Origin of the sequence: Streptomyces sp. TLI_185 (assembly GCF_003814765.1) — a bacterium.
In the GTDB taxonomy this organism is placed as follows: Bacteria; Actinomycetota; Actinomycetes; order Streptomycetales; family Streptomycetaceae; genus Streptomyces.
The window spans coordinates 1,926,585-1,951,208 of record NZ_RKRB01000001.1 but is presented as its reverse complement, the minus strand read 5'-3'; the positions used below and the strand labels follow the sequence as shown (position 1 = coordinate 1,951,208).

The 24,624-nt window shown below is 66.1% G+C and carries 17 protein-coding genes, 3 rRNA genes and 1 riboswitch; of the genes, 16 read left to right on the top strand and 4 right to left on the bottom strand.

Annotation, left to right across the window (positions count from 1 at the left end; translation table 11 throughout):
* Positions 1-206 precede the first annotated feature (206 nt).
* Entirely contained in the window at positions 207-2,174 is a 1,968-nt protein-coding gene (locus tag EDD92_RS08820) for an acetoacetate--CoA ligase (protein ID WP_123963791.1), read from the top strand.
* A gap of 10 nt (positions 2,175-2,184) precedes the next feature.
* On the opposite strand, the gene EDD92_RS08815 is transcribed toward EDD92_RS08820, so the two are convergent.
* Positions 2,185-3,504: an aminotransferase class I/II-fold pyridoxal phosphate-dependent enzyme gene (locus EDD92_RS08815; protein WP_123963790.1), complete on the bottom strand. Its 1,320-nt coding sequence runs from the start codon at positions 3,502-3,504 to the stop codon at positions 2,185-2,187.
* A 111-nt stretch (positions 3,505-3,615) separates the two neighbouring features.
* On the opposite strand from EDD92_RS08815, the gene EDD92_RS08810 reads away from it, so the two are divergent.
* Together EDD92_RS08810 and EDD92_RS08805 are read left to right on the top strand one after the other, a co-directional pair.
* Positions 3,616-4,830 carry an MFS transporter gene (locus tag EDD92_RS08810; RefSeq protein WP_123963789.1) on the top strand — a complete coding sequence of 405 codons (1,215 nt, stop codon included), beginning with the start codon at positions 3,616-3,618 and terminating at the stop codon, positions 4,828-4,830.
* Positions 4,831-4,852: 22 nt separating this feature from the next.
* Entirely contained in the window at positions 4,853-5,746 is an 894-nt protein-coding gene (locus EDD92_RS08805) for a hypothetical protein (RefSeq protein WP_123963788.1), read from the top strand.
* 79 nt (positions 5,747-5,825) lie between these two features.
* On the opposite strand, the gene ptsP is transcribed toward EDD92_RS08805, so the two are convergent.
* Complete coding sequence (gene ptsP / locus EDD92_RS08800) at positions 5,826-7,496, bottom strand: phosphoenolpyruvate--protein phosphotransferase (protein ID WP_123963787.1); 1,671 nt, start codon at positions 7,494-7,496, stop codon at positions 5,826-5,828.
* A 78-nt stretch (positions 7,497-7,574) separates the two neighbouring features.
* A complete protein-coding gene (locus EDD92_RS08795) occupies positions 7,575-8,024 on the bottom strand; it encodes a PTS glucose transporter subunit IIA (RefSeq protein ID WP_030946599.1) in 450 nt (149 codons plus the stop codon).
* A gap of 562 nt (positions 8,025-8,586) precedes the next feature.
* Between EDD92_RS08795 and EDD92_RS08785 the strand changes: the two genes are divergently transcribed.
* The 13 genes from EDD92_RS08785 to EDD92_RS08725 all read left to right on the top strand — a co-directional run bounded on the left by EDD92_RS08785 (position 8,587) and on the right by EDD92_RS08725 (position 23,938).
* Positions 8,587-10,112 (top strand): 16S ribosomal RNA (locus EDD92_RS08785).
* A gap of 306 nt (positions 10,113-10,418) precedes the next feature.
* Positions 10,419-13,541 (top strand): 23S ribosomal RNA (locus EDD92_RS08780).
* Positions 13,542-13,636: 95 nt separating this feature from the next.
* Positions 13,637-13,753: ribosomal RNA gene (gene rrf / locus EDD92_RS08775) — 5S ribosomal RNA — on the top strand.
* The 16S, 23S and 5S rRNA genes sit together here, the layout of an rRNA operon.
* Positions 13,754-13,861: 108 nt before the next feature.
* Entirely contained in the window at positions 13,862-14,470 is a 609-nt protein-coding gene (locus EDD92_RS08770; RefSeq protein WP_123963785.1) for a CDP-alcohol phosphatidyltransferase family protein, read from the top strand.
* Between the two features lie 115 nt (positions 14,471-14,585).
* Positions 14,586-17,081 carry a mannose-1-phosphate guanyltransferase gene (locus EDD92_RS08765; RefSeq protein ID WP_123963784.1) on the top strand — a complete coding sequence of 832 codons (2,496 nt, stop codon included), beginning with the start codon at positions 14,586-14,588 and terminating at the stop codon, positions 17,079-17,081.
* 107 nt (positions 17,082-17,188) lie between these two features.
* On the top strand, positions 17,189-18,094 hold the full coding sequence (locus tag EDD92_RS08760) for a DUF881 domain-containing protein (RefSeq protein ID WP_185123969.1): 906 nt from the start codon (positions 17,189-17,191) through the stop codon (positions 18,092-18,094).
* Complete coding sequence (locus tag EDD92_RS08755; RefSeq protein ID WP_003988855.1) at positions 18,091-18,423, top strand: small basic family protein; 333 nt, start codon at positions 18,091-18,093, stop codon at positions 18,421-18,423. The genes EDD92_RS08760 and EDD92_RS08755 overlap by 4 nt, the downstream gene beginning before the upstream one ends.
* 5 nt (positions 18,424-18,428) lie before the next feature.
* A complete protein-coding gene (locus EDD92_RS08750; protein WP_123963782.1) occupies positions 18,429-19,280 on the top strand; it encodes a DUF881 domain-containing protein in 852 nt (283 codons plus the stop codon).
* 61 nt (positions 19,281-19,341) lie between these two features.
* Positions 19,342-20,247 carry an FHA domain-containing protein gene (locus tag EDD92_RS08745; protein ID WP_123963781.1) on the top strand — a complete coding sequence of 302 codons (906 nt, stop codon included), beginning with the start codon at positions 19,342-19,344 and terminating at the stop codon, positions 20,245-20,247.
* A 45-nt stretch (positions 20,248-20,292) separates the two neighbouring features.
* Entirely contained in the window at positions 20,293-21,030 is a 738-nt protein-coding gene (locus EDD92_RS08740; protein ID WP_123963780.1) for a MerR family transcriptional regulator, read from the top strand.
* Positions 21,031-21,115: 85 nt separating this feature from the next.
* The gene (locus tag EDD92_RS08735; protein ID WP_004002801.1) at positions 21,116-21,589 is read left to right on the top strand and encodes a bifunctional nuclease family protein; all 474 of its coding nucleotides are present in this window, start codon (positions 21,116-21,118) and stop codon (positions 21,587-21,589) included.
* A 260-nt stretch (positions 21,590-21,849) separates the two neighbouring features.
* A complete protein-coding gene (locus tag EDD92_RS08730; RefSeq protein ID WP_123963779.1) occupies positions 21,850-22,494 on the top strand; it encodes a MerR family transcriptional regulator in 645 nt (214 codons plus the stop codon).
* A gap of 79 nt (positions 22,495-22,573) precedes the next feature.
* Entirely contained in the window at positions 22,574-23,938 is a 1,365-nt protein-coding gene (locus tag EDD92_RS08725; RefSeq protein ID WP_123963778.1) for a DNA polymerase IV, read from the top strand.
* Positions 23,939-23,990: 52 nt separating this feature from the next.
* Here EDD92_RS08725 and EDD92_RS08720 read toward each other — a convergent pair whose 3' ends face one another.
* A complete protein-coding gene (locus EDD92_RS08720; RefSeq protein ID WP_030948175.1) occupies positions 23,991-24,368 on the bottom strand; it encodes a PRC-barrel domain-containing protein in 378 nt (125 codons plus the stop codon).
* Between the two features lie 113 nt (positions 24,369-24,481).
* A riboswitch (glycine riboswitch) is annotated at positions 24,482-24,577 on the top strand.
* The last annotated feature ends 47 nt before the right edge of the window (positions 24,578-24,624 follow it).

Below are 24,624 nucleotides of genomic sequence, written 5' to 3'. Positions count from 1 at the left end.
ACCCTGCCATTGACCGCCCCACGCGCGCGTGTCGTTCAACTGCCGTTCACCCGTGCCCGGACCACATCTTCACGACGCGGACTATGTGGGGCGCGCCCTGGTGCAGAAGTCGATCACATGGCATCGTCCGTGTCAGCCGCGTCACGCGCACACCCCAGCTCGTGCGCGACCGACGCATACGAAGCGCACAGTCCGGGAGCCGCCCCATGTCGACCGTGAACCCCCAGCCGCTCTGGCAGCCAGATCCGGAACGCATTGCCCAGGCGCAGGTCACAAAGTTCCAGGCCTGGGCGGCCGAGCAGCACGGGGCTCCGGCCGAGGGCGGCTACGCGGCACTGCACCGCTGGTCCGTCGACGAACTGGACACGTTCTGGGAAGCCGTCACCCGGTGGTTCGACGTACGGTTTTCGACACCCTACGCGCGCGTACTCGGCGACCGCTCGATGCCGGGTGCCCAGTGGTTCCCCGGGGCGACTCTCAACTACGCCGAGCACGCTCTGCGCGCGGCCGCCACCCGCGCGGACGAACCGGCCCTCCTGTACGTCGACGAGACACACGAGCCGCACCCGGTGACCTGGGCCGAACTGCGCCGCCAGGTCGGCTCCCTGGCCGCCGAACTTCGCGCCCTCGGCGTGCGCCCCGGAGACCGCGTCAGCGGCTACCTCCCGAACATCCCGCAGGCCGTCGTCGCTCTCCTCGCCACGGCCGCCGTGGGCGGCGTCTGGACCTCCTGCGCCCCCGACTTCGGCGCCCGCAGCGTCCTGGACCGCTTCCAGCAGGTCGAACCGGTCGTCCTGTTCGCCGTCGACGGCTACCGCTACGGCGGCAAGGAGCACGACCGCCGCGACATCGTCGCCGAGCTGCGCCACGAACTACCCACCCTGCGTGCCGTCGTCCACATCCCCCTTCTCGGCACCGAGCCCCCTGCAGATGCCCTGGACTGGTCCGCCCTGACCAGCGCGGACGTGGAACCGGTCTTCGAGCAGGTCGCCTTCGACCACCCCCTCTGGGTGCTCTACTCCTCGGGCACGACCGGCCTCCCCAAGGCGATCGTCCAGTCCCAGGGCGGCATCCTGATCGAGCACCTCAAACAGCTCGGCCTGCACTGCGACCTCGGCCCCGAGGACCGTTTCTTCTGGTACACCTCGACCGGCTGGATGATGTGGAACTTCCTCGTCTCCGGCCTCCTCACCGGAACGACGATCGTGCTCTACGACGGCAGCCCCGGCTTCCCGGACACGGCCGCCCAATGGCGCATCGCCGAACGGACCGGAGCCACCCTCTACGGCACCTCGGCGGCGTACGTCATGGCCTGCCGCAAGGCCGGCGTCCATCCGGCGCGCGACTTCGACCTCTCCAAGGTGCAGTGTGTCGCCACCACCGGATCACCGCTGCCGCCCGACGGGTTCCGCTGGCTGCACGACGAGGTGCGCGAGGATCTGTGGATGGCATCCGTCAGCGGCGGCACGGACGTGTGCTCCTGCTTCGCGGGAGCCGTACCGACCCTCCCGGTGTACATCGGCGAGCTCCAGGCACCCGGCCTCGGCACCGACCTGCAGTCCTGGGACCCGGCCGGCAAGCCCGTGACCGACGAGGTCGGCGAGCTGGTGGTCACCAACCCCATGCCGTCGATGCCGATCCGCTTCTGGAACGACCCCGACGGCAGCCGCTACCACGACAGCTACTTCGACACCTACCCCGGTGTGTGGCGCCACGGCGACTGGATCACCGTCACCTCCCGCGGCTCCGTCGTCATCCACGGCCGCTCCGACTCCACCCTGAACCGCCAGGGCGTACGCATGGGGTCGGCCGACATCTACGAAGCCGTCGAGCGCATCCCCGAGATCAGGGAATCCCTCGTCATCGGCATCGAACAGCCCGACGGCGGCTACTGGATGCCCCTCTTCGTGCACCTCGTTCCCGGCACCGCCCTGGACGACACCCTGCTGGCCCGCATCAAGCAGACCATCCGCGAACAGCTCTCACCGCGCCACGTCCCCGACGAGATCATCGAAGTCCCCGGCATTCCGCACACCCTCACCGGAAAGCGCATCGAGGTCCCCGTCAAGCGCCTCCTCCAGGGCACTCCACTGGAAAAGGCCGTCAATCCGGGCTCCATCGACAACCTGGATCTGCTGCACTTCTACGAGGACCTCGCCCGCAAACGTGCCTGACGCGGGCGGCTCAACCGCCGTAGGTGGCCTCGGACTCACCGAGCACGGCAGCGAAGTCCGAGGCCAGCCGCGCCGCGTCGGCCGGCTCCAGCTCGGCCACGGAGATCCGTACACCCGGCGGTGACGACGACCGGAACCGGGCGCCGGCCGCGACCCACCAGCCGTACGAGCGCAGTCCGTTCACCACGGCCGACTCGTCCTGCACGGGCACCCACAGGTTCATCCCGCTGGCCCCGCGCGCGGGGACGCCGCGATCGTCCAGCTCGCCCAGGAGTGCGCCGCGGCGCACTTCGTACGTTTCCTGGGCACGCGCCACCAACGCGCGGGTGGCGGTGTCGGTCAGCAACCCGTGCACGGTCTCCTGGAGGAGATGACTCACCCAACCGGAGGTCAGCAGCAACCGCCCGTCGTGGCGGGCCAGGGTGGTCGCGTCACACGCCGCTGCCGCCCACCGCAGGTCGGTCCCGAGGAACTTGCTCACCGTGCGCACATGCACCCAGCGCGCCAACCCGTTTCCGGTCAACGAGTGGAGGGGGGCGGCGGCGACGGCGGACGCGTGGTCGTTCTCGACGACCAGCACGTCCGGCTCGTCCCGGAGCACGTCCACGAGCGCGTCCCGGCGTGCCACGGAGAAGCAGCCGCCGTACGGATTCTGTGCCCGAGGACTGCACACCACAGCCCGCACACCCGCCCGCAGCGCCCCGCGCAGGGCCTCGGGCCGCACGCCCTTGTCGTCCACGGCCACCGGCACGATGCGCAGCCCCAACGCCGTGATCAGGTCGAGCAGATGGTGATACCCCGGGTCCTCCATCGCCACGGCGTCGCCGGGCCGCAGCTCCACGGACAACAGCCGTCCGATCAGATCCAGCGCTCCATGCGCGAACGTCACGTGCTCCACGGGCACCCCATCGGCGCCCATCCAGTCACGCGCGGCGTCCTCCAGCCGTGCCAGCCTCGGCGCCGAACGGTGCGACCGGGCGCCGGGGGAAAGCCGTGACGGCGGTACGAGAGCGGGAAGCAGCGCGGGATCCGGGTGTCCGCCGGACAAGTCCCGGAGCCCGTCAGGGACCTTGGGCGGCCGACGTGAGGCCACCGCGGGAGCCGGGGCGACCACGGTCCCGCCCCGCCCGCGCGTGATCACGATGCCGCGCCGGCGCAGCTCCTTGTAGGCGGCGGCGACCGTACCGGGACTGACCCCGAGGTCGTCCGCGAGCCGTCGCACGGGAGGCAGCGCGGCCTCGGGCCCCAATGATCCTTCCGCCACGGCCCGTTCGACGGACGCCGCAATTCCCTTGGCCGTCGTACCAGAGATCCCATATTGTGTTGCCACGTTGGAAATTATGTATCAGTACATAACTGAAGGCAAGGGGGAGCAGTGCATCCGATGCGCCGCGCAGCCGCATGGTCGAGCCGCATACCAGGAGGGCGCGACGGACGCAGAATGCTCACCATCGCCCTCGTCGACCGCATCGGCAGCGGGTTGTGGGCCTCCGTGTCCGTCCTGTACTTCATCTATGTCTCGGGTCTCTCCGTCACACAGGTCGGCACGCTCGCCGCAACCGCCGGAGCGATCGGCATCGCCGGCGCACCCCTCGGGGGCCGCATCGCCGACCGATTCCCGCTCACCCGCGTCCTGCTCGCCGTCCAACTCCTGCGCGCACTGGCCTCCCTGGCGCTCCTCACCACGAACGACTACGCCCTGCTCCTCGCCTTTTCCGCGATCGGCAGCCTCGGAGACCGCGCGGCAAGCGTCCTCACCAGGCTCTACGCCACCCGCGTGGCAGGGCCCGACCGTGTCCGCTACCAGGCCGTCCACCGCACCATCGCCAACGCGGGCTGGGCCCTGGGCGGCCTCGCCGCCGCGGCGGCCCTGGCCCTCGGCACGACGACCGCCTACCAGTGGCTCCTCGCCGGAGACGCCATCTCCTTCCTCGCCTCCGCCCTCCTCACCCTGCGCTGCGGCGAGCCTCCGTCCGGTTCCCGCACCGTCACCACCTCGAAGACCCCGCCACCCGCGACCAAGCCGGCAAGCACGAATCCCTGGCGGGACCGCACCTACCTCGCCTACGTGGCCACCGAAACCGTTCTCTTCCTCGACGACGCAGTCTTCAAGGTCGGCCTGCCTCTCTGGATCGCTCACGCGGGCAACGCACCGCACGGCCTCGCGCCCCTGCTCCTGGTCCTCAACAACGTGATGGTGGTGGCCCTTCAAGTCCCCCTGGCCCGATTCGGGACCACCACTGCGGCCGCCCGCGCGCTTCTGCTTCCGCTGTCAGCCGTCTTCGCTCTAGGAGGCGTCGCCATGGCGCTCTCTGCCGCCGGGGGAACCGTGACCGCGACCCTGCTCCTCACGGCCTCGGCCGCCGGCTTCACCTTGGCCGAGATGCTCCACGCCACCATCTCCTGGGAACTCTCCGTCGCGCTCGCCCCCGGCACGGCGCAGGGCGCCTTCCTCGGCGTGCACGGCCTGGCCCAGTCCGCCCAACGCAGCGTCGGGCCACTCGCCGTCACCGCGGCCATCACCACCGGCCCGGCCGGATGGCTGTCCTTCGGCGCCATCATCGGCCTGACCTGCCTGATTCAGCACCGTCTGGTCCGTGATCGCCTCGCTAGGACGCCATTGTCAGTGCCGACGGTTACTGTGAGTGAGCATTGATCGACCGTGCACAGGGGGAAACATGGCGCACACCGACCACCAGACCATGCGAAGCGTCCTGCGTCGCGAAATCGCAGGAACCATCGGTCTGCTGACCGACGAGCACGACTTCCGTGCCATGCGGCGCTACCGCAGCTTCACCTTCGACAACCACACGAGCTACCTCCAACACGTCGAGGCGCTCCTCAAGACACGCGCCTCCCAGGGCCGCCACACCGCGGTCGCCCTCTTCGACCCGCAGGAGTACGCAGAATTCTGCGCGGACACAGGCCTCGACCCCGACGTCCAGTCCAGCCGCACACGCTTCACCGCTGAACTGGCCACCACGGGACCCGTGCTTCCCTACGAGGGCCAGCCCCTGGCCGACCTGGTCCCGGCCCTTGTCGACGAAGCCGTCCGACAGGCCACCTGGGAGTACGCCTCCACACTCCTCGCCCGCCTCGGCGCCTGCGCCTCCTGCGGCGAGGACATCGGCCGCGCCGCCTTCACACGGGCCTCCCACCTCGTCGTACGCATCCTCGACACAGCAGGGGCAGGCACCCGTCATCTCGTCTGCAGCGTCACGGCAAAGCCCGAGACACTCCTCTCCGTCCTCCACGCAGACGAGGACGACCAAGGCGCCATCCAACTCGACGAGGCGGAAGCCCTCGAGTTCACCACAGTCCTGGCCCTCGGCATCGCCACCCAGAGCCCGGGCGGACTCGTCATGCGCACCAGCGCCCCCGGGACCACCGACCGCGTCTACGGCTGGCGTCTGCGCGGCGAGGGTCTCGAACCTCTCACAGCCGGCGAGGTGTTCGACGCCTACTGCACCGACATCGATTCCGGGGACCTGATCTCCCCGGAATCGGACGTCGACTACTGCGTACCGCCGGACCTCGGGGAGGAAGGACAGACACCGGGTCACCGCTACTGAAAGCAGAAGGGGTGCTCCACCCGCCGGTGGAGCACCCCTCAAGAACAGTCGGCGAATCAGCGCCCGACGGCCGACTCGGCTACTCGCCGGACAACACCGCCTGAGCCGCGTTGCGCGCCTCCTCGGCGCTCTCTGCAGCCCGGGCCGCGGCAGCAGCACGCTCACACTGGGCCAGCGTGTACTTGCCGAGAGTGGCACGCACATAGGGAATCGACGCCGCACCCATGGAAAGGGAGGTGACACCGAGACCGGTCAGCACACACGCGAGCAGCGGATCGGACGCCGCTTCACCGCAGACACCACAGCTCTTGCCCTCGGCCCTCGCCGCCTCGGCGGACAGCGCAACCAGGTCTAGCAGCGCGGGCTGCCACGGATCCTGCAGACGGGACACCGCACCCACCTGACGGTCCGCCGCGAACGTGTACTGCGCGAGGTCGTTGGTCCCCAGTGACAGGAACTCGACCTCCTGCAGAATCGACCGAGCCCGCAACGCGGCTGAAGGAATCTCGACCATGGCCCCGAACTTCGCCTGCAGCCCCGCTTCACGGCACGCGTCCGCGAACGCCTTGGCATCGGCACGGTCGGCCACCATCGGGGCCATGACCTCGAGGTAGACCGGCAGACCCTCCGCGGCCTTCGCGAGCGCCGTCAGCTGGGTGCGCAGAACCTCGGGGTGGTCGAGCAGCGTCCTCAGACCGCGTACGCCCAGCGCCGGATTGGGCTCGTCGGCCAGCGTGAGGAATTCCAGCGGCTTGTCCGCGCCGGCATCCAGCACCCGGACCACCACACGGCCCTCGGGGAACGCCTCGAGCACCTGCCGGTACGCCTCGATCTGCTTGGCCTCCGACGGGGCGTTCTTGCTGTCGTCCAGGAAGAGGAACTCGGTGCGGAACAGGCCCACACCCTCGGCACCGGCCGCCACAGCGGCCGGCACGTCCCCAGGCCCGCCGACGTTGGCCAGCAGCGGCACCTTGTGACCGTCCGAGGTGGCGCCCGGACCGGTCGAGCCGGCGAGCGCTGCCTTGCGCTCGGCGGCCGCGGCCTCCAGCTGCACCTTCTTCTCCTCGCTGGGGTTCACGAAGATCTCGCCAGTGCTGCCGTCGACAGCGATCACCGTGCCCTCCGCGAGCTCACCGGCACCCGGCAGCGCCACCACGGCCGGAACACCGAGCGCCCGCGCCAGAATCGCGCTGTGGCTGGTCGGCCCACCCTCCTCGGTGACGAAACCGAGGACCAGAGCGGGGTCGAGCAGCGCAGTGTCGGCAGGCGCAAGGTCACGTGCAATAAGAACGTACGGCTCGTCGCTGTCAGGAACCCCCGGCATCGGCACTCCGAGCAGCCGGGCGACGATACGATTCCGCACGTCATCCAGGTCGGCCACACGACCCGCCAGATACTCGCCGGCACCGGCCAGCAGGGCCCGGTACGCGGCGAAAGCGTCGTACACGGCACGCTCGGCCGTGCTCCCGACGGTGATACGCCGTTCGACATCCGCCATCAGCTCGGGGTCCTGCGCCATCATGGCCTGCGCCTCGAGCACCGCCTGGGCCTCGCCCCCGGCCAGATTGCCGCGCGCCATCAGATCGGCTGCCACAGCGTCCACGGCCTGGCGGGCGCGCCCCTGTTCACGCTCCGCGTCCTCCGCCGGAATCTGCTTGGCAGGCGGCTCCAGCACCGCCGTTCCCATGTGCCGAACCTCGCCGATCGCCACACCGTGACTCACACCGACGCCTCGCAGCGTTGTCTCCATCTCACCCGTCTCCGATAGTGCGGCGGGTCCCGCCGCCGCTGTGGTTGTCCTGCTTGCCGTCATACGACGGCACCGACGTCACTTCCAGACGAAAAGACTGTCGCCGGCCTTCACGTCACCATCGTCACGAAGATCGGAGAGAGCCTCGGCAGTGGCCTCGAGCGCCACGATGGGGCACACCGCGGACTTGCCGGCGGCTTCCACGGCCGCCGGGTTCCAGCGGACCACGCCCTGCCCCCGTGTCACGGTGTCCCCCTTGTTCACGAGCAGCTCGAAGCCGTCACCGTTGAGCTGCACGGTGTCGATACCGAGGTGAGTGAGCACGCCGTGCCCCTGCTCGTCGACAACGACAAAGGCGTGCGGATGGAGAGAGACGATGACTCCGTCCACGGGAGCGACGGCTTCGGACGGCTCGCGTACGGGGTCGATGGCTGTACCCGGGCCCACCATGGCCCCGGAGAAGACTGGATCCGGCACTGCTGCCAGGCCGATGGCGCGTCCTGCAATCGGGGACGTCACGGTGGTCATGGGAAGCCTCCCAGAGGTGGAGATCCACATATGGGCCGTCACTGCCTGCATCGGACGGCGCACTGTGGAGCAGGGTATGTCAGATGAACTGCCGGTTCCGCATGCAAGATACCGGATAGTGGTCTAGACCACCAGCTCTATCGATTTGCACCCGCTTCCCGCCCGCGTGTACAGTCGTACTCCTGCTTGAGGCCGAGCGGCGCGACTGAGCGTTCTTGGTTCAGCAGCACCCATACTCGTCAGATCCTATCTCGGGGTCACCTTCTGCATGTCTGCAGGGAGGTGGTCAGGGGGACGGAAAAACACTGATAGAGTTTGGAACACCGAAGGGAAACTGCCCGGAGGAAAGCCCGAGAGGGTGAGTACAAAGGAAGCGTCCGTTCCTTGAGAACTCAACAGCGTGCCAAAAATCAACGCCAGATATGTTGATACCCCGTTCTCGGCCGTCATGGCCGGGGCGAGGTTCCTTTGAAAAAACACAGCGAGGACGCTGTGAACGGCCGGGCTTATTCCGCCTGGCTGTTCCGCTCTCGTGATGTGTGCACCCGATTACGGGTAAACATTCACGGAGAGTTTGATCCTGGCTCAGGACGAACGCTGGCGGCGTGCTTAACACATGCAAGTCGAACGATGAAGCCCTTCGGGGTGGATTAGTGGCGAACGGGTGAGTAACACGTGGGCAATCTGCCCTTCACTCTGGGACAAGCCCTGGAAACGGGGTCTAATACCGGATATGAGCCTGGGAGGCATCTCCCGGGTTGTAAAGCTCCGGCGGTGAAGGATGAGCCCGCGGCCTATCAGCTTGTTGGTGAGGTAACGGCTCACCAAGGCGACGACGGGTAGCCGGCCTGAGAGGGCGACCGGCCACACTGGGACTGAGACACGGCCCAGACTCCTACGGGAGGCAGCAGTGGGGAATATTGCACAATGGGCGAAAGCCTGATGCAGCGACGCCGCGTGAGGGATGACGGCCTTCGGGTTGTAAACCTCTTTCAGCAGGGAAGAAGCGCAAGTGACGGTACCTGCAGAAGAAGCGCCGGCTAACTACGTGCCAGCAGCCGCGGTAATACGTAGGGCGCAAGCGTTGTCCGGAATTATTGGGCGTAAAGAGCTCGTAGGCGGCTTGTCACGTCGGGTGTGAAAGCCCGGGGCTTAACCCCGGGTCTGCATTCGATACGGGCAGGCTAGAGTGTGGTAGGGGAGATCGGAATTCCTGGTGTAGCGGTGAAATGCGCAGATATCAGGAGGAACACCGGTGGCGAAGGCGGATCTCTGGGCCATTACTGACGCTGAGGAGCGAAAGCGTGGGGAGCGAACAGGATTAGATACCCTGGTAGTCCACGCCGTAAACGGTGGGAACTAGGTGTTGGCGACATTCCACGTCGTCGGTGCCGCAGCTAACGCATTAAGTTCCCCGCCTGGGGAGTACGGCCGCAAGGCTAAAACTCAAAGGAATTGACGGGGGCCCGCACAAGCAGCGGAGCATGTGGCTTAATTCGACGCAACGCGAAGAACCTTACCAAGGCTTGACATACACCGGAAACATCCAGAGATGGGTGCCCCCTTGTGGTCGGTGTACAGGTGGTGCATGGCTGTCGTCAGCTCGTGTCGTGAGATGTTGGGTTAAGTCCCGCAACGAGCGCAACCCTTGTCCCGTGTTGCCAGCATGCCCTTCGGGGTGATGGGGACTCACGGGAGACCGCCGGGGTCAACTCGGAGGAAGGTGGGGACGACGTCAAGTCATCATGCCCCTTATGTCTTGGGCTGCACACGTGCTACAATGGCCGGTACAATGAGCTGCGATACCGTGAGGTGGAGCGAATCTCAAAAAGCCGGTCTCAGTTCGGATTGGGGTCTGCAACTCGACCCCATGAAGTCGGAGTTGCTAGTAATCGCAGATCAGCAGTGCTGCGGTGAATACGTTCCCGGGCCTTGTACACACCGCCCGTCACGTCACGAAAGTCGGTAACACCCGAAGCCGGTGGCCCAACCCCTTGTGGGAGGGAGCTGTCGAAGGTGGGACTGGCGATTGGGACGAAGTCGTAACAAGGTAGCCGTACCGGAAGGTGCGGCTGGATCACCTCCTTTCTAAGGAGCATCTAGGCCGCCGGGCATGTCCTGGTGGTCCAGGGCCATTACGTCGGCAAACGTCCGACGGTGGTTGCTCATGGGTGGAACGTTGATTATTCGGCACTTTCAGTCATCTCGGGCTGCCAGTACTGCTCTTCGGAGCGTGGAACGCTGATCACGAGTGGCGGGAGTGCCGGGCACGCTGTTGGGTGTCTGAGGGAATGAACCCCCTCGATGCCGGCCCCAGTGAACTCCAGCTTTTGGTTGGGGGTGATGGGTGGCTGGTCGTTGTTTGAGAACTGCACAGTGGACGCGAGCATCTGTGGCCAAGTTTTTAAGGGCGCACGGTGGATGCCTTGGCACCAGGAACCGATGAAGGACGTGGGAGGCCACGATAGGCCCCGGGGAGTCGTCAACCAGGCTTTGATCCGGGGGTGTCCGAATGGGGAAACCCGGCAGTCGTCATGGGCTGTCACCCTTGCCTGAACACATAGGGCAAGTGGAGGGAACGCGGGGAAGTGAAACATCTCAGTACCCGCAGGAAGAGAAAACAACCGTGATTCCGGGAGTAGTGGCGAGCGAAACCGGATGAGGCCAAACCTACGACGTGTGAGACCCGGCAGGGGTTGCGTCGTGGGGGTTGTGGGATCTCTCTTCTGTCGTCTGCCGGCGACAGGACGAGTCAGAAACCGTTGATGTAGGCGAAGGACATGCGAAAGGTCCGGCGTAGAGGGTAAGACCCCCGTAGTCGAAACGTCAGCGGCTCGTTGGAGAGACACCCAAGTAGCACGGGGCCCGAGAAATCCCGTGTGAATCTGGCGGGACCACCCGCTAAGCCTAAATATTCCCTGGTGACCGATAGCGGATAGTACCGTGAGGGAATGGTGAAAAGTACCGCGGGAGCGGAGTGAAATAGTACCTGAAACCGTGTGCCTACAAGCCGTGGGAGCGTCGGACATCAAGCTTGCTTGGTGTCTCGTGACTGCGTGCCTTTTGAAGAATGAGCCTGCGAGTTTGCGGTGTGTTGCGAGGTTAACCCGGGTGGGGTAGCCGTAGCGAAAGCGAGTCCGAATAGGGCGTTTTAGTAGCACGCTCAAGACCCGAAGCGGAGTGATCTAGCCATGGGCAGGTTGAAGCGGAGGTAAGACTTCGTGGAGGACCGAACCCACCAGGGTTGAAAACCTGGGGGATGACCTGTGGTTAGGGGTGAAAGGCCAATCAAACTCCGTGATAGCTGGTTCTCCCCGAAATGCATTTAGGTGCAGCGTCGTGTGTTTCTTGCCGGAGGTAGAGCACTGGATAGGCGATGGGCCCTACCGGGTTACTGACCTTAGCCAAACTCCGAATGCCGGTAAGTGAGAGCGCGGCAGTGAGACTGTGGGGGATAAGCTCCATGGTCGAGAGGGAAACAGCCCAGAGCATCGACTAAGGCCCCTAAGCGTACGCTAAGTGGGAAAGGATGTGGAGTCGCACAGACAACCAGGAGGTTGGCTTAGAAGCAGCCACCCTTGAAAGAGTGCGTAATAGCTCACTGGTCTAGTGATTCCGCGCCGACAATGTAGCGGGGCTCAAGCGTACCGCCGAAGTCGTGTCATTGCAGTAATACTCCCAACGGAGGCTGTGATGGGTAGGGGAGCGTCGTGTGCCGGGTGAAGCAGCGCCGGAAGGCAGTTGTGGACGGTTCACGAGTGAGAATGCAGGCATGAGTAGCGATTCACACGTGAGAAACGTGTGCGCCGATTGACTAAGGGTTCCTGGGTCAAGCTGATCTGCCCAGGGTAAGTCGGGACCTAAGGCGAGGCCGACAGGCGTAGTCGATGGATAACCGGTTGATATTCCGGTACCCGCTGTGAAGCGTCAAACATCGAACCAGGCGATGCTAAGTCCGTGAAGCCGCCCCGGAGCCTTCGGGCAAAGGGGAGTGGTGGAGCCGACGGACCAGACCTGTAGTAGGTGAGTGATGGGGTGACGCAGGAAGGTAGTCCAGCCCGGGCGGTGGTTGTCCCGGGGTAAGGGTGTAGCCCGAGTGGTAGGCAAATCCGCCACTCATATGGGGTGAGACCTGATGCCGAGCCGATTGTGGTGAAGTGGATGATCCTATGCTGTCGAGAAAAGCCTCTAGCGAGTTTCATGGCGGCCCGTACCCTAAACCGACTCAGGTGGTCAGGTAGAGAATACCGAGGCGTTCGGGTGAACTATGGTTAAGGAACTCGGCAAAATGCCCCCGTAACTTCGGGAGAAGGGGGGCCACACCTGGTGATGGGCTTTACGTCCTGAGCTGGGGGTGGCCGCAGAGACCAGCGAGAAGCGACTGTTTACTAAAAACACAGGTCCGTGCGAAGCCGTAAGGCGATGTATACGGACTGACGCCTGCCCGGTGCTGGAACGTTAAGGGGACCGGTTAGCTCCATTTCGGTGGGGCGAAGCTGAGAACTTAAGCGCCAGTAAACGGCGGTGGTAACTATAACCATCCTAAGGTAGCGAAATTCCTTGTCGGGTAAGTTCCGACCTGCACGAATGGCGTAACGACTTCTCGACTGTCTCAACCATAGGCCCGGTGAAATTGCACTACGAGTAAAGATGCTCGTTTCGCGCAGCAGGACGGAAAGACCCCGGGACCTTTACTACAGTTTGATATTGGTGTTCGGTTCGGCTTGTGTAGGATAGCTGGGAGACTGTGAAGCTTGGACGCCAGTTCAGGTGGAGTCGTCGTTGAAATACCAGTCTGGTCGTGCTGGATGTCTAACCTGGGTCCGTGATCCGGATCAGGGACAGTGTCTGATGGGTAGTTTAACTGGGGCGGTTGCCTCCTAAAGAGTAACGGAGGCGCCCAAAGGTTCCCTCAGCCTGGTTGGCAATCAGGTGTTGAGTGTAAGTGCACAAGGGAGCTTGACTGTGAGACCGACGGGTCGAGCAGGGACGAAAGTCGGGACTAGTGATCCGGCGGTGGCTTGTGGAAGCGCCGTCGCTCAACGGATAAAAGGTACCCCGGGGATAACAGGCTGATCTTCCCCAAGAGTCCATATCGACGGGATGGTTTGGCACCTCGATGTCGGCTCGTCGCATCCTGGGGCTGGAGTCGGTCCCAAGGGTTGGGCTGTTCGCCCATTAAAGCGGTACGCGAGCTGGGTTTAGAACGTCGTGAGACAGTTCGGTCCCTATCCGCTGTGCGCGCAGGAGTCTTGAGAAGGGCTGTCCCTAGTACGAGAGGACCGGGACGGACGAACCTCTGGTGTGCCAGTTGTCCTGCCAAGGGCATGGCTGGTTGGCTACGTTCGGGAGGGATAACCGCTGAAAGCATCTAAGCGGGAAGCCTGCTTCGAGATGAGGACTCCCACCCACTTGATGGGGTAAGGCTCCCAGTAGACGACTGGGTTGATAGGCCGGATCTGGAAGCACCGCAAGGTGTGGAGGTGACCGGTACTAATAGGCCGAGGGCTTGTCCTCAGTTGCTCGCGTCCACTGTGTTGGTTCTGAAACCACGAACGGCCCCGCGTCCGGTCACGGCGTGGTGCGGCAGACGTTCGACAGTTTCATAGTGTTTCGGTGGTTATAGCGTGAGGGAAACGCCCGGTTACATTCCGAACCCGGAAGCTAAGCCTTACAGCGCCGATGGTACTGCAGGGGGGACCCTGTGGGAGAGTAGGACGCCGCCGAACTCCTTTTAGAGCTCTGGCTCCTGGGCAACAGCCCAGGAGCCAGAGCTTTTTTGCGTTGAGGTAAGGTCAGGGGGCATCGTTGGCACGTTTCCCACAGGAGGCCCCCGGGTGGAGGTCCAGGAGACCCGCGTCCAGACGGACCGGGTCCTCACCATCCCCAACATCCTCAGCATGGCGCGTCTCGTCGGCGTGCCGGTCTTTCTGTGGCTGATCCTCAGGCCTGAGTTCGGAGGCCCGAAGAGTGACACGTGGGCACTGCTGGTGCTGGCTCTGAGCGGAGTCAGTGACTACCTGGACGGCAAGCTCGCGCGGCGTTGGAACCAGATCAGTAGTCTCGGCCGGCTGCTCGACCCTGCGGCAGACCGGCTCTACATTCTCTCGACGCTGGTCGGCCTCACCTGGCGCGAGATTCTGCCATTCTGGTTGACCGCTGTACTTCTGGCACGTGAGCTAGTCCTGCTGGTGATGGTGGGCATCCTCCGGCGGCACGGCTATCCGCCGCCGCAGGTGAACTTCCTGGGGAAGGCGGCCACCTTCAACCTGATGTATGCCTTCCCGTTGCTCCTGCTCAGTGACGGAACTGGATGGATCTCGTCACTCGCTGCTATTTTCGGATGGGCGTTCGCTGGATGGGGTACAACGCTCTACTGGTGGGCAGGAGTCCTCTACGTGGTACAAGTCCGCCGCCTCGTTCGTGCGGACGCCATGGCCGATTGAACTCGCCGATTGCTGCGGCCGTAGCGGCTGGATGGCCGTCGGCGGAAAAGTGCGGGACAATCTGGGCGGGTGAAGTCGGCTAGACCGTCGTCTCTTTGAGGAGGACGCTTCCGACATGAAGGCCGTCGTGATGGCCGGAGGTGAAGGCACACGCCTTCGCCCCATGACCTCAAGCATGCCCAAGCCGCTCCTGCCCGTGGCCAACCGCCCGATCATGGAGCATGTGCTACGGCTGCTCAAAAGGCATGGGCTGAACGAGACCGTCGTAACTGTCCAGTTCCTGGCCTCATTGGTCAAGAACTACTTCGGTGACGGCGAAGAGCTCGGAATGGAGCTCTCCTATGCCAATGAGGAGAAGCCACTCGGTACCGCAGGGAGCGTCAAGAACGCGGAAGAGGCGTTGAAGGACGATGCCTTCCTCGTCATCTCCGGTGATGCCCTGACCGACTTCGACCTCACCGAGCTGATCAATTTCCACAAGGAAAAGGGTGCGCTCGTCACTGTCTGTCTGACACGTGTGCCGAATCCGTTGGAGTTCGGTATCACGATCGTCGACGAAGAAGGAAAGGTCGAGCGCTTCCTCGAGAAGCCCACCTGGGGGCAGGTCTTCTCCGACACTGTCAACACGGGCATCTATGTGATGGAGCCCGAGGTCTTCGACTATGTCGAGCCGGATGTGCCCGTGGACTGGTCCGGGGATGTCTTTCCGCAGCTGATGAAGGAAGGCAAGCCGATCTACGGCTATGTCGCGGAGGGGTACTGGGAGGACGTCGGTACGCACGAGAGTTACGTGAAGGCGCAGGCCGATGTCCTGGAGGGCAGGGTCGACGTCGAGATCGACGGCTTCGAGATGTCCCCGGGCGTGTGGGTGGCCGAGGGTGCCGAGGTACATCCCGACGCAGTGCTGCGCGGCCCGCTCTACATCGGCGACTACGCCAAGGTCGAAGCCGGTGCGGAAATTCGTGAGCACACAGTCGTGGGCTCGAACGTCGTTGTGAAGAGCGGTGCGTTTCTGCACAAGGCCGTTGTGCACGACAACGTGTACGTGGGGCAGCACAGCAATCTGCGTGGATGCGTCGTCGGAAAGAACACCGACATCATGCGTGCCGCGCGGATCGAGGACGGCGCGGTCATCGGCGATGAGTGTCTCATCGGTGAAGAATCGATCGTTCAGGGCAATGTGCGGGTCTACCCGTTCAAGACCATCGAGGCCGGCGCCTTCGTCAACACCTCGGTCATCTGGGAGTCCAGGGGCCAGGCGCATCTCTTCGGCGCGCGTGGGGTGTCCGGCATCCTGAACGTGGAGATTACGCCCGAGCTTGCCGTGCGCCTGGCCGGCGCCTATGCGACGACTCTGAAGAAGGGCTCCACCGTCACCACCGCCCGTGACCACTCCCGGGGCGCCCGTGCGCTGAAGCGGGCGGTCATCTCCGCCCTGCAGGCCAGCGCCATCGACGTACGGGACCTGGAGAACGTACCGCTGCCCGTTGCCCGGCAGCAGACGGCGCGGGGCAGCGCCGGCGGGATCATGATCCGGACCACGCCCGGGGTGCCGGACTCCGTGGACATCATGTTCTTCGACGGGAACGGCGCCGATCTGTCGCAGGGCAGCCAGCGAAAGCTGGACCGCGTGTTCGCGCGGCAGGAGTACCGGCGTGCGTTCCCCGGGGAGATCGGCGACCTGCACTTTCCTGCCAGCGTCTTCGACTCGTACACCGGCTCGTTGTTGCGCAACGTCGACACGACCGGGATCACCGAGTCCGGACTGAAGGTCGTCGTCGACGCGTCGAACGGCAGTGCCGGGCTGGTCCTGCCCAGCCTGTTGGGCAAGCTCGGTGTGGACTCGCTGACCATCAATCCCGGGCTCGACGAGTCGCGGCCCACGGAGTCCGCCGATGTGCGGCGCTCGGGGCTGGTGCGGCTCGGTGAGATCGTGGCGTCGTCGCGGGCCGCCTTCGGAGTGCGGTTCGACCCGGTTGGCGAGCGCTTGTCGCTGGTCGACGAGAAGGGGCGGATCGTCGAGGACGACCGCGCGCTGCTGGTCATGCTGGATCTGGTGGCCGCGGAGCGGCGCAGTGGGCGGGTGGCGCTGCCGGTGACCACGACGAGGATCGCCGAACAGGTCGCGGCGTACCACGGGACGCAGGTGGAGTGGACGACGACCTCGCCCGACGATCTGACGAGGGTCGGAGGCGACGATTCGACCATCTTCGGCGGTGACGGCAAGGGCGGCTTCATCGTCCCCGAGTTCAGCAGTGTCTTCGACGGTACGGCGGCCTTCGTACGGCTGATCGGACTGGTGGCGCGGACACAGCTCACACTCAGCCAGATCGATGCCCGGATTCCGCGGGCACACGTCCTCAAGCGGGATCTTGCGACTCCCTGGGCCGTCAAGGGACTTGTGATGCGGCGAGTGGTCGAGGCGGCCGGAGACCGCTTCGTGGACACCACGGACGGCGTGCGGGTGGTGGAGACCGACGGGCGCTGGGTGATGGTGCTGCCCGACCCGGCCGAGGCGGTCACCCATCTGTGGGCGGAGGGGCCGGACGACGCCTCCGCTCAGGCCCTGCTCGACGAGTGGTCGGCGGTCGTGGACAGCGCCGGCCGCTGAAAGACGCAGCACGCGCGCGTGCCGGACAGGTGTCCCCAAGGGGGCCCGTCCGGCACGCCGGTGGGGCCATTCGGAGGTAGTGGTCGCGACATGCGACGATGTGCGGCATGCCGCAGCAGCCCCCCGTTCGGAGCACACCCACGCGCCCCTCGCGTCCGGACGCCTCCATGTCGCTGCTCACCAACGTCATGGACCACAGCCTGGACGACGGCTACGCCGAGGCGGCCGCCAGGAAGAAGGCCGCGGGCGACGGTGGTCTCCCGAAGACCCTTCAGGCCAGGCTCGGCCTGGCCGCCGGGCTGGTGCTCGCGGCTCTCGTCGTGACCGTCGGAGCGGCACAGGCTCGGGTGGCTGCTCCCGTAGTCGCCAAGGAGCGCGAGGAACTGATCAACCGCATCGACCGGGAGACCACGGCGGCGGACAAACTGGAGGGCTCCGTCGACAAGCTGCGCGACGACGTGAGCGCGCGCCAGCGGGAGGCCCTCAAGAAGAGCGGCAGTGGAGATCAGTCGGAGCTGGTGGGGATTTTGTCGGGTGCCGTCGCAGTACACGGCCCGGGCGTGAAACTGGTCGTGAACGACGCCAAGGAAGCCACCAGCGGCGGCAACGGCAACCCGCGCGAGACCTCGGACTTCTCCGACACCGGTCGAGTGCGGGACCGCGACATGCAGCGTGTGGTCAATGGGCTGTGGGCGTCGGGGGCCGAGGCCGTTTCGATCAATGGGCAGCGGTTGACGGCGCTTTCGGCGATCAGGGCCGCGGGGGACGCGATACTGGTCGACAACAAGCCGCTGGTTCCTCCCTATACGGTGCTGGCCGTGGGGAACGGCAAGCAAATGAGCAGCAGGTTCCAGAACAGCGCCGACGGGCTGTATCTGCACGCCCTGCAGGAGACCTACGGCATCCGGACCAGCATCTCCGTGGAGGGCGATCTCCGGCTGCCTGCCGCACCGAGTGTGATCGTACGTACAGCACAGCCGAAGACCGAGAAGACTGAGAAGGGCACATCGTGATCGCCGTACTGGGCCTCGTAGTGGGAGTCGTGGCCGGCCTGTTGGTCCGGCCTGAGGTTCCGGCGGTCGTCGAGCCTTACCTGCCGATCGCCGTCGTCGCGGCGCTCGACGCCGTCTTCGGTGGTCTGCGGGCCATGCTCGACGGGATCTTTGACGACAAGGTCTTCGTGGTGTCGTTCCTGTCCAACGTGGTCGTGGCCGCGTTGATCGTGTTCCTGGGCGACAAGTTGGGTGTGGGCGCCCAGCTGTCCACCGGTGTCGTCGTGGTCCTCGGGATCCGCATCTTCTCCAACGCCGCGGCGATCCGCCGGCACGTGTTCCGGGCGTGAGGCCGATGAGCGACAACGAAGAGACGCCGGAGAACAGGCTGCGCAAGGAACTTCCGGAGGAGGTTCCGGCGACGGAGCCCGATGTGACGGCAGCTCCCGATGTGATGGCAGCTCCCGAGGAGAAGCAGCCCTCTCTCACCGGGCGGCAGCGGCTGGTGAAGGGCCTCTGGCCGCCGCGCGTCACCCGCGCCCAACTCATCGTCGCCGTCCTGCTGTTCGGCCTCGGCTTCGGCCTGGCCGTCCAGGTGGCTTCCAACAGCAACAGCGACAGTGCTCTGCGCGGTGCGCGTCAGGAAGATCTCGTTCGCATCCTGGATGAACTCGACGACCGTACACAGCGTCTTGAGGACGAGAAGCAGGGACTGCAGAAGCAGCGCGACGAGCTGGAGAACAGCTCCGACCAGGCCGAGGAGGCCCGCAAGCAGACCGTCGAGAAGGAGAAGCAACTCGGCATTCTGGCGGGCACGGTGGCCGCGCAGGGGCCCGGCATCACGATGACCATCGAGGACACGAAGGGGACGGTCCAGGCGGACATGCTGCTCGACGCGATCCAGGAGCTGCGTGCGGCAGGGGCGGAGGCGATCCAGGTGAACGACGTGCGTGTCGTCGCCAACACCTACTTCACCGACTCCGGCAAGAGCGTGAGCGTGGACGGGAACAAGATCAACGCTCCCTTTCGTTTCAAGGTCATCGGCAAGCCGGCGGACCTTGAACCGGCGCTCAACATCCCGGGAGGCGTGGTGCAGACTCTTGAGAAGGAGCAGGCCACCGTTGCCGTCGAGCGGTCGAACAAGATCGTCGTGGATGCCTTGCGAGCGGCGAAGCGGCCTGACTACGCTCGGTCGTCCTCCCAGTGAACATGCGGTGCATGGGCGACGTCCGGCGAGGGCATGAGGTTGCGGGGGGTCGGCGCACCGAATGGGTGGTGCGTGGTGGAAACTGTCTGGTGGCTACGGACGTTGTGAGGATGTCCGGGTCGGCCGGTGTATGCAATCAGGGTTCGTCCTGCCCCACGGGCGGGTCTGTTTCGGTCAAGGGGAATCGCCCGTGAAGTTGTTTGCGAAGTTGTTCGGCAAGAGCGCGCGAGAGGGTAGCGACAACGCGACCGCTCGTCATCGCGCACAGCCCGACGCAGAGGGCCAGCGCCCGCTGTTCCGGGACCAGGTCCCTGGTCCGGGTGGTGACATTCCCGGAGGTCAGGGCGCGCCGTCTGTTGACCCTGCGCAGTCCGGCGGCATAGGTTTCGGGCAACCGTCAACCTCAAGTACGGGTGGAGGGTTTTCCCCTATGTCGGCCCTGGTGTGTACGAGGTGCGGTAACCGCAACGCGGAGAACAGCCGCTTCTGCTCCAACTGTGGCGCCCCGCTGCGGGCCGGCGGCGCGGCCGAGCGACCGTCCGAGACGACGTCCACGATCTCGATTTCCGGCATCGAGGCCTACGACGCCGAGGTCACCGGTCAGACGCAGATGCCGGCGCTCTCTCCCGAGGCCCAGGCGGCCGTCGACGCGCTGCCGCTGGGCTCCGCGCTCCTGGTCGTGCGCCGCGGGCCGAACTCGGGCAGCCGCTTCCTGCTGGACGGCGACCTGACCACGGCCGGGCGTCATCCGCAGAGCGACATCTTCCTGGACGACGTGACGGTCTCGCGCCGGCACGTGGAGTTCCGCCGTGGTGCGGACGGCTCGTTCACGGTGGCCGACGTGGGCAGCCTGAACGGCACGTACGTCAACCGCGAGCGGATCGACCAGGTCGCTCTGAACAACGGTGACGAGGTGCAGATCGGAAAGTACCGGCTGGTCTTCTACGCAAGCCAGCGGGGCTACTGACCCTCCCCCCCAGACCCCGTCCGGGGGGACCCCAAGGGAATGTCCATGCTTCGAACACCGAGCGGCGGTGCCGGGCACGGCACCGCCGGCACGGACGGCGGTCTGATGAGCATCGGCACGGTGCTGAACGTGCTGCGCGACGAGTTCCCCGAAGTCACCATCTCCAAGATCCGTTTCCTGGAGTCGGAGGGGCTCATCGAGCCGCAGCGCACCCCGTCGGGCTATCGCAAGTTCAGCGCGGACGACGTCGAGCGCCTCGGCCACGTGCTGAGGATGCAGCGGGACCACTATCTGCCCCTCAAGGTGATCCGCGAGCATCTGGACGCCATGGAGCGCGGTGAGGCCGTCCCGCTGCCCGTCGTGGGACGCCAGCGGGACGGCGAGGCCTTCCTCGAGGCGCCCGAGGGGCCCACCGCGGCTCGGATCGGGCGGGCCGAGCTGCTCGCGGCCGCCGGGATCGGCGAGCAGGAACTCGAGGAGTGGGAGTCGTACGGCCTGGTCGCGCCGCTGCCGGACGGGGCGTACGACGCGGAGACGGTGACCGTGGCGGCGCTCGTCGTGGAGCTCGGGCGGTTCGGGATCGAACCGCGGCACCTGAGGGCCATGAAGGCCGCCGCCGACCGTGAGGCCGGGCTCGTGGACCAGGTGGTGGCCCCGCTGAAGCGCCACCGCAATCCGCAGACCAGGGCGCATGCCCAGGCGCGTACGAAGGAGCTGGCGGCGCTCACGGTGAAGCTGCATGCCGCCCTCGTGCAGACCGCGCTCGGTGTGCGACTGCCCTGACTCCGGCGCGTCCGCGGCGGCCGGATCGGCCTCCCGTTCTCGGCTCGACTACCCAAACGTCCCGGGCAGGTCCTAGGGTTGCTGTGTGAACGAGCTCGATGTCGTAGGTGTCCGGGTCGAAATGCCCTCCAACCAACCGATCGTGCTCCTGCGTGAAGTGGGAGGCGACCGTTACCTCCCCATCTGGATCGGGCCCGGGGAGGCGACTGCCATTGCCTTCGCCCAGCAGGGCATGGCCCCCGCACGACCGCTGACCCACGACCTGTTCAAGGACGTGCTGGAGGCCGTCGGTCAGGAGCTGACCGAAGTACGCATCACGGATCTGCGTGAGGGCGTCTTCTACGCGGAGCTGGTCTTCGCCAGCGGGGTCGAAGTCAGTGCCCGTCCCTCCGACGCCATAGCGCTGGCCCTGCGCACCGGAACGCCGATCTACGGCAGCGACGGCGTGCTCGACGACGCAGGCATCGCGATTCCGGATGAGCAGGAGGACGAGGTGGAGAAGTTCCGCGAGTTCCTCGACCAGATCTCGCCGGAGGACTTCGGGACAAGCAGTCAGTGAGGCGTGGGCGGCCCGGCGGAGTCGGACTCCGCAGCGGGCCGGTTCGCGGCCCGTCACGGCTCGAATGCCGGCAAATGCCAACGGCGAGTGAGAGCGTCCTGCGGCCCCCTCCGAGCGCATTCGGCTAGCCTTTCCCCGCGGTGGGGTGCGGGAAACCACTCTTAGGGTGATTATCACTCGGCGTGCCGAGTGTGGCGATCGTTGACGCACCCCTGGTGACTGCCTACCGTCGAGATGGCAGGTCAAGGACGGAGGTCGGCGTGAGAAGCAGCGGCGACGGTACGGCTGGGGGTGCCCCCGGACGCAGTCTGGGGGAGAGCGGTCCGTACCCGCTTCACGGCAGCGCGGCCGATCACGCTCCGCAGCGACCGACGGCCGTGCCGAGCAGCGGAGGGTCGGCGTCCATGGCGTCCGAGCAGATCGGCTATCGCGGCCCGACGGCCTGCGCGGCCGCCGGCATCACCTACCGGCAACTGGACTACTGGGCCCGTACCGGGCTCGTCGAGCCGAGCGTGCGGCCCGCCTACGGGTCGGGCACGCAGCGGCTGTACAGCTTCCGGGACGTCGTCGTCCTGAAGATCGTCAAGCGGTTCCTGGATACCGGTGTGTCGCTGCAGAACATCCGCACCGCGGTGGTGCACCTGCGTGAGCAGGGCTTCCGGGACCTGGAGCGCATGACGCTGATGAGCGACGGCGCCACGGTCTACGAGTGCACCTCGCCCGACGAGGTCCACGCGCTGCTCCAGGGCGGCCAGGGGATCTTCGGGATCGCCGTCGGTGTGGTGTGGCGGGACGTCGACAGTGCGCTCTCGCAGCTGCACGGCGAGCGGATCGACACCGGCGAGACCCTGGTCGGGCACAACCCGGCGGACGAGCTGGCGCGGCGGCGGAACCGGGCGGTCTGACCGCGTCCCCTGCGGCCTCTCAGAGCGCTTCGGCGGTCTCAGGACGGCATTGTCAGTGGCGTAGGGCAGCATCGGAGATGTGAGAAACGCGCCCACGATCCTGCATCTCGACATGGATGCCTTCTACGCCTCGGCGGAGCAGGCATCCAAGCCGAGTCTGCGCGGGAAGGCCGTGATCGTGGGCGGGCTCGGGCCGCGCGGGGTGGTCGCCACCGCTTCGTACGAGGCGCGGGTCTTCGGGGTGCGGTCGGCTATGCCGATGGCGCAGGCGCGGCGGCTGGCACCGAACGCCGCGTATCTGGTGCCGCGCTTCGGGTTCTACCGGTCGATCAGCGAGCAGGTCATGGAGCTGCTGCACTCGCTGTCGCCGCTGGTGGAGCCGTTGAGCCTGGATGAGGCGTTCGTGGACCTGGAGGCCGGGGAGGCGGCCTGGGACGCCGCGTCGGCGCGGCTGGTGGGGGAGAAGCTGCGCGCCGACATACGGACGGATACGGGCCTGACCGGGTCCGTGGGCCTTGCTGCCTGCAAGATGCTCGCGAAGATCGCCTCCGAGGAGGCCAAGCCGAACGGGCTGGTGCTGATCGAGCCCGGGACCGAGCGGGCCAAGCTCGGACCGATGTCGGTGCGGATGCTGCCAGGGGTGGGGCCGGCCACGGGGGACCATCTGCGGCGGGCCGGCATCACCACGGTCGACGAGATCGCCGAAGCCGGTGAGGACGAACTCGTCCGGCTGCTGGGCAAGGCCCATGGGCACGCGTTGTACGCCATGGCGCTGGCGCACGACGACCGGCCTGTGGTGGCAGAGCGGGAGGCCAAGTCGGTGTCGGTCGAGGACACGTACGACGTGGACATTCACGACCGGGTGAGGGTGGGGCTGGAGGTGCAGCGGCTGGCCGACCGGTGTGTGCGGCGGTTGCGGGGGGCGGGTCTTTCGGGGCGGACCATCGTGCTGAAGGTGCGGCGCTACGACTTCTCGACGCTGACTCGTTCCGAGACACTGCGCGGGCCCACGGACGATCCGGCGGTGGTGCGGGAGGCTGCCGCCCGGCTGCTGGATTCGGTGGACACGACGGGGGGTGTGCGGCTGCTGGGGGTCGGGGTGAGCGGGCTGGCCGACTACACGCAGGAAGATCTGTTCGCGCAGGCGGCGGGGGAAGGCGCGGAACATTCGGCCGACGAGGCGGACGAGGAGCCCGTGGACGAGCAGCAAGTGGTTGTCGAGCGGCGGTGGCCCGCGGGGCACGATGTGCGGCATGCCGAGTTCGGGCACGGGTGGGTGCAGGGAAGTGGGCTCGGGCGGGTGACCGTGCGGTTCGAGACACCGGATTCGGAGCCGGGGCGGGTGCGGACGTTTCGCACCGATGACCCTGAGCTGGAGCCGGCGGATCCGTTGCCGCTGGTGGCGGGGGGACCCGGGGCGCCCGTGCATGGGGTCGGCGCCTGACCCGGGACGGTGCCGGTCCGCGCGGGGGCCGGGCGCGGTGGGGCGGGGTGGGCTAGGCGTCCGCGTCCTCCGTACCCGCGAGCTTGCCGAAGTCGTGGTCCGGGAAGGAGGGGGGAGCGGCGATGTCGAGGCCGTAGTGGTGGTAGAGCTGGAGTTCCTGTTCGGGGGAGAGGTGGCGGCCGACGCCGAAGTCGGGGGCGTCCTTGATGAGGGAACGGTCGAAGGGGACGTGGAGAGTGCCCTCGATCAGTTCGCTGGGCTCCAGAGGTACGAACGCGTCCCGGGAGAACAGGCCGGTCCGTATGGCCGCCCACTCCGGCACACCGGTCGCGTCGTCGAGGTAGACCTCGTCGATGGTGCCGAGCTTGGTGCCGTTGCGGTCGAACGCCTTGCGGCCGATCAGGTTGCGCGGATCGATGTCGGTCTGCACGGGCCCTCCACTTGGTCGCAACTCATTCGTAAGCACTACAAAAGAGCACATTGGAGATGGCGGCCACTCGAAGGATCGGTCGTTGTGCTCGCTGGTAGGCTGACAGCGGCTGCTGACCCCGTGCGGGAGAGTCCTCCAGACACCATCGGAGGCGCCGAAGGAGCAAATCCTCCCCGGAATCTCTCAGGCCCACGTACCGCACGGACGAGGTCACTCTGGAAAGCAGGGCGGGTGTCGACGGCTTCCGCTCTCACCG

Coding starts and splice junctions, on each gene's coding strand:
- EDD92_RS08820 (WP_123963791.1), top strand. CDS start 207: ATGTCGACCGTGAACCCCCAGCCGCTCTGGCAGCCAGATCCGGAACGC.
- EDD92_RS08810 (WP_123963789.1), top strand. CDS start 3,616: ATGCTCACCATCGCCCTCGTCGACCGCATCGGCAGCGGGTTGTGGGCC.
- EDD92_RS08805 (WP_123963788.1), top strand. CDS start 4,853: ATGGCGCACACCGACCACCAGACCATGCGAAGCGTCCTGCGTCGCGAA.
- ptsP (WP_123963787.1), bottom strand. CDS start 7,496: ATGGAGACAACGCTGCGAGGCGTCGGTGTGAGTCACGGTGTGGCGATC.
- EDD92_RS08795 (WP_030946599.1), bottom strand. CDS start 8,024: ATGACCACCGTGACGTCCCCGATTGCAGGACGCGCCATCGGCCTGGCA.
- EDD92_RS08765 (WP_123963784.1), top strand. CDS start 14,586: ATGAAGGCCGTCGTGATGGCCGGAGGTGAAGGCACACGCCTTCGCCCC.
- EDD92_RS08760 (WP_185123969.1), top strand. CDS start 17,189: ATGCCGCAGCAGCCCCCCGTTCGGAGCACACCCACGCGCCCCTCGCGT.
- EDD92_RS08750 (WP_123963782.1), top strand. CDS start 18,429: ATGAGCGACAACGAAGAGACGCCGGAGAACAGGCTGCGCAAGGAACTT.
- EDD92_RS08745 (WP_123963781.1), top strand. CDS start 19,342: ATGGGTGGTGCGTGGTGGAAACTGTCTGGTGGCTACGGACGTTGTGAG.
- EDD92_RS08740 (WP_123963780.1), top strand. CDS start 20,293: ATGCTTCGAACACCGAGCGGCGGTGCCGGGCACGGCACCGCCGGCACG.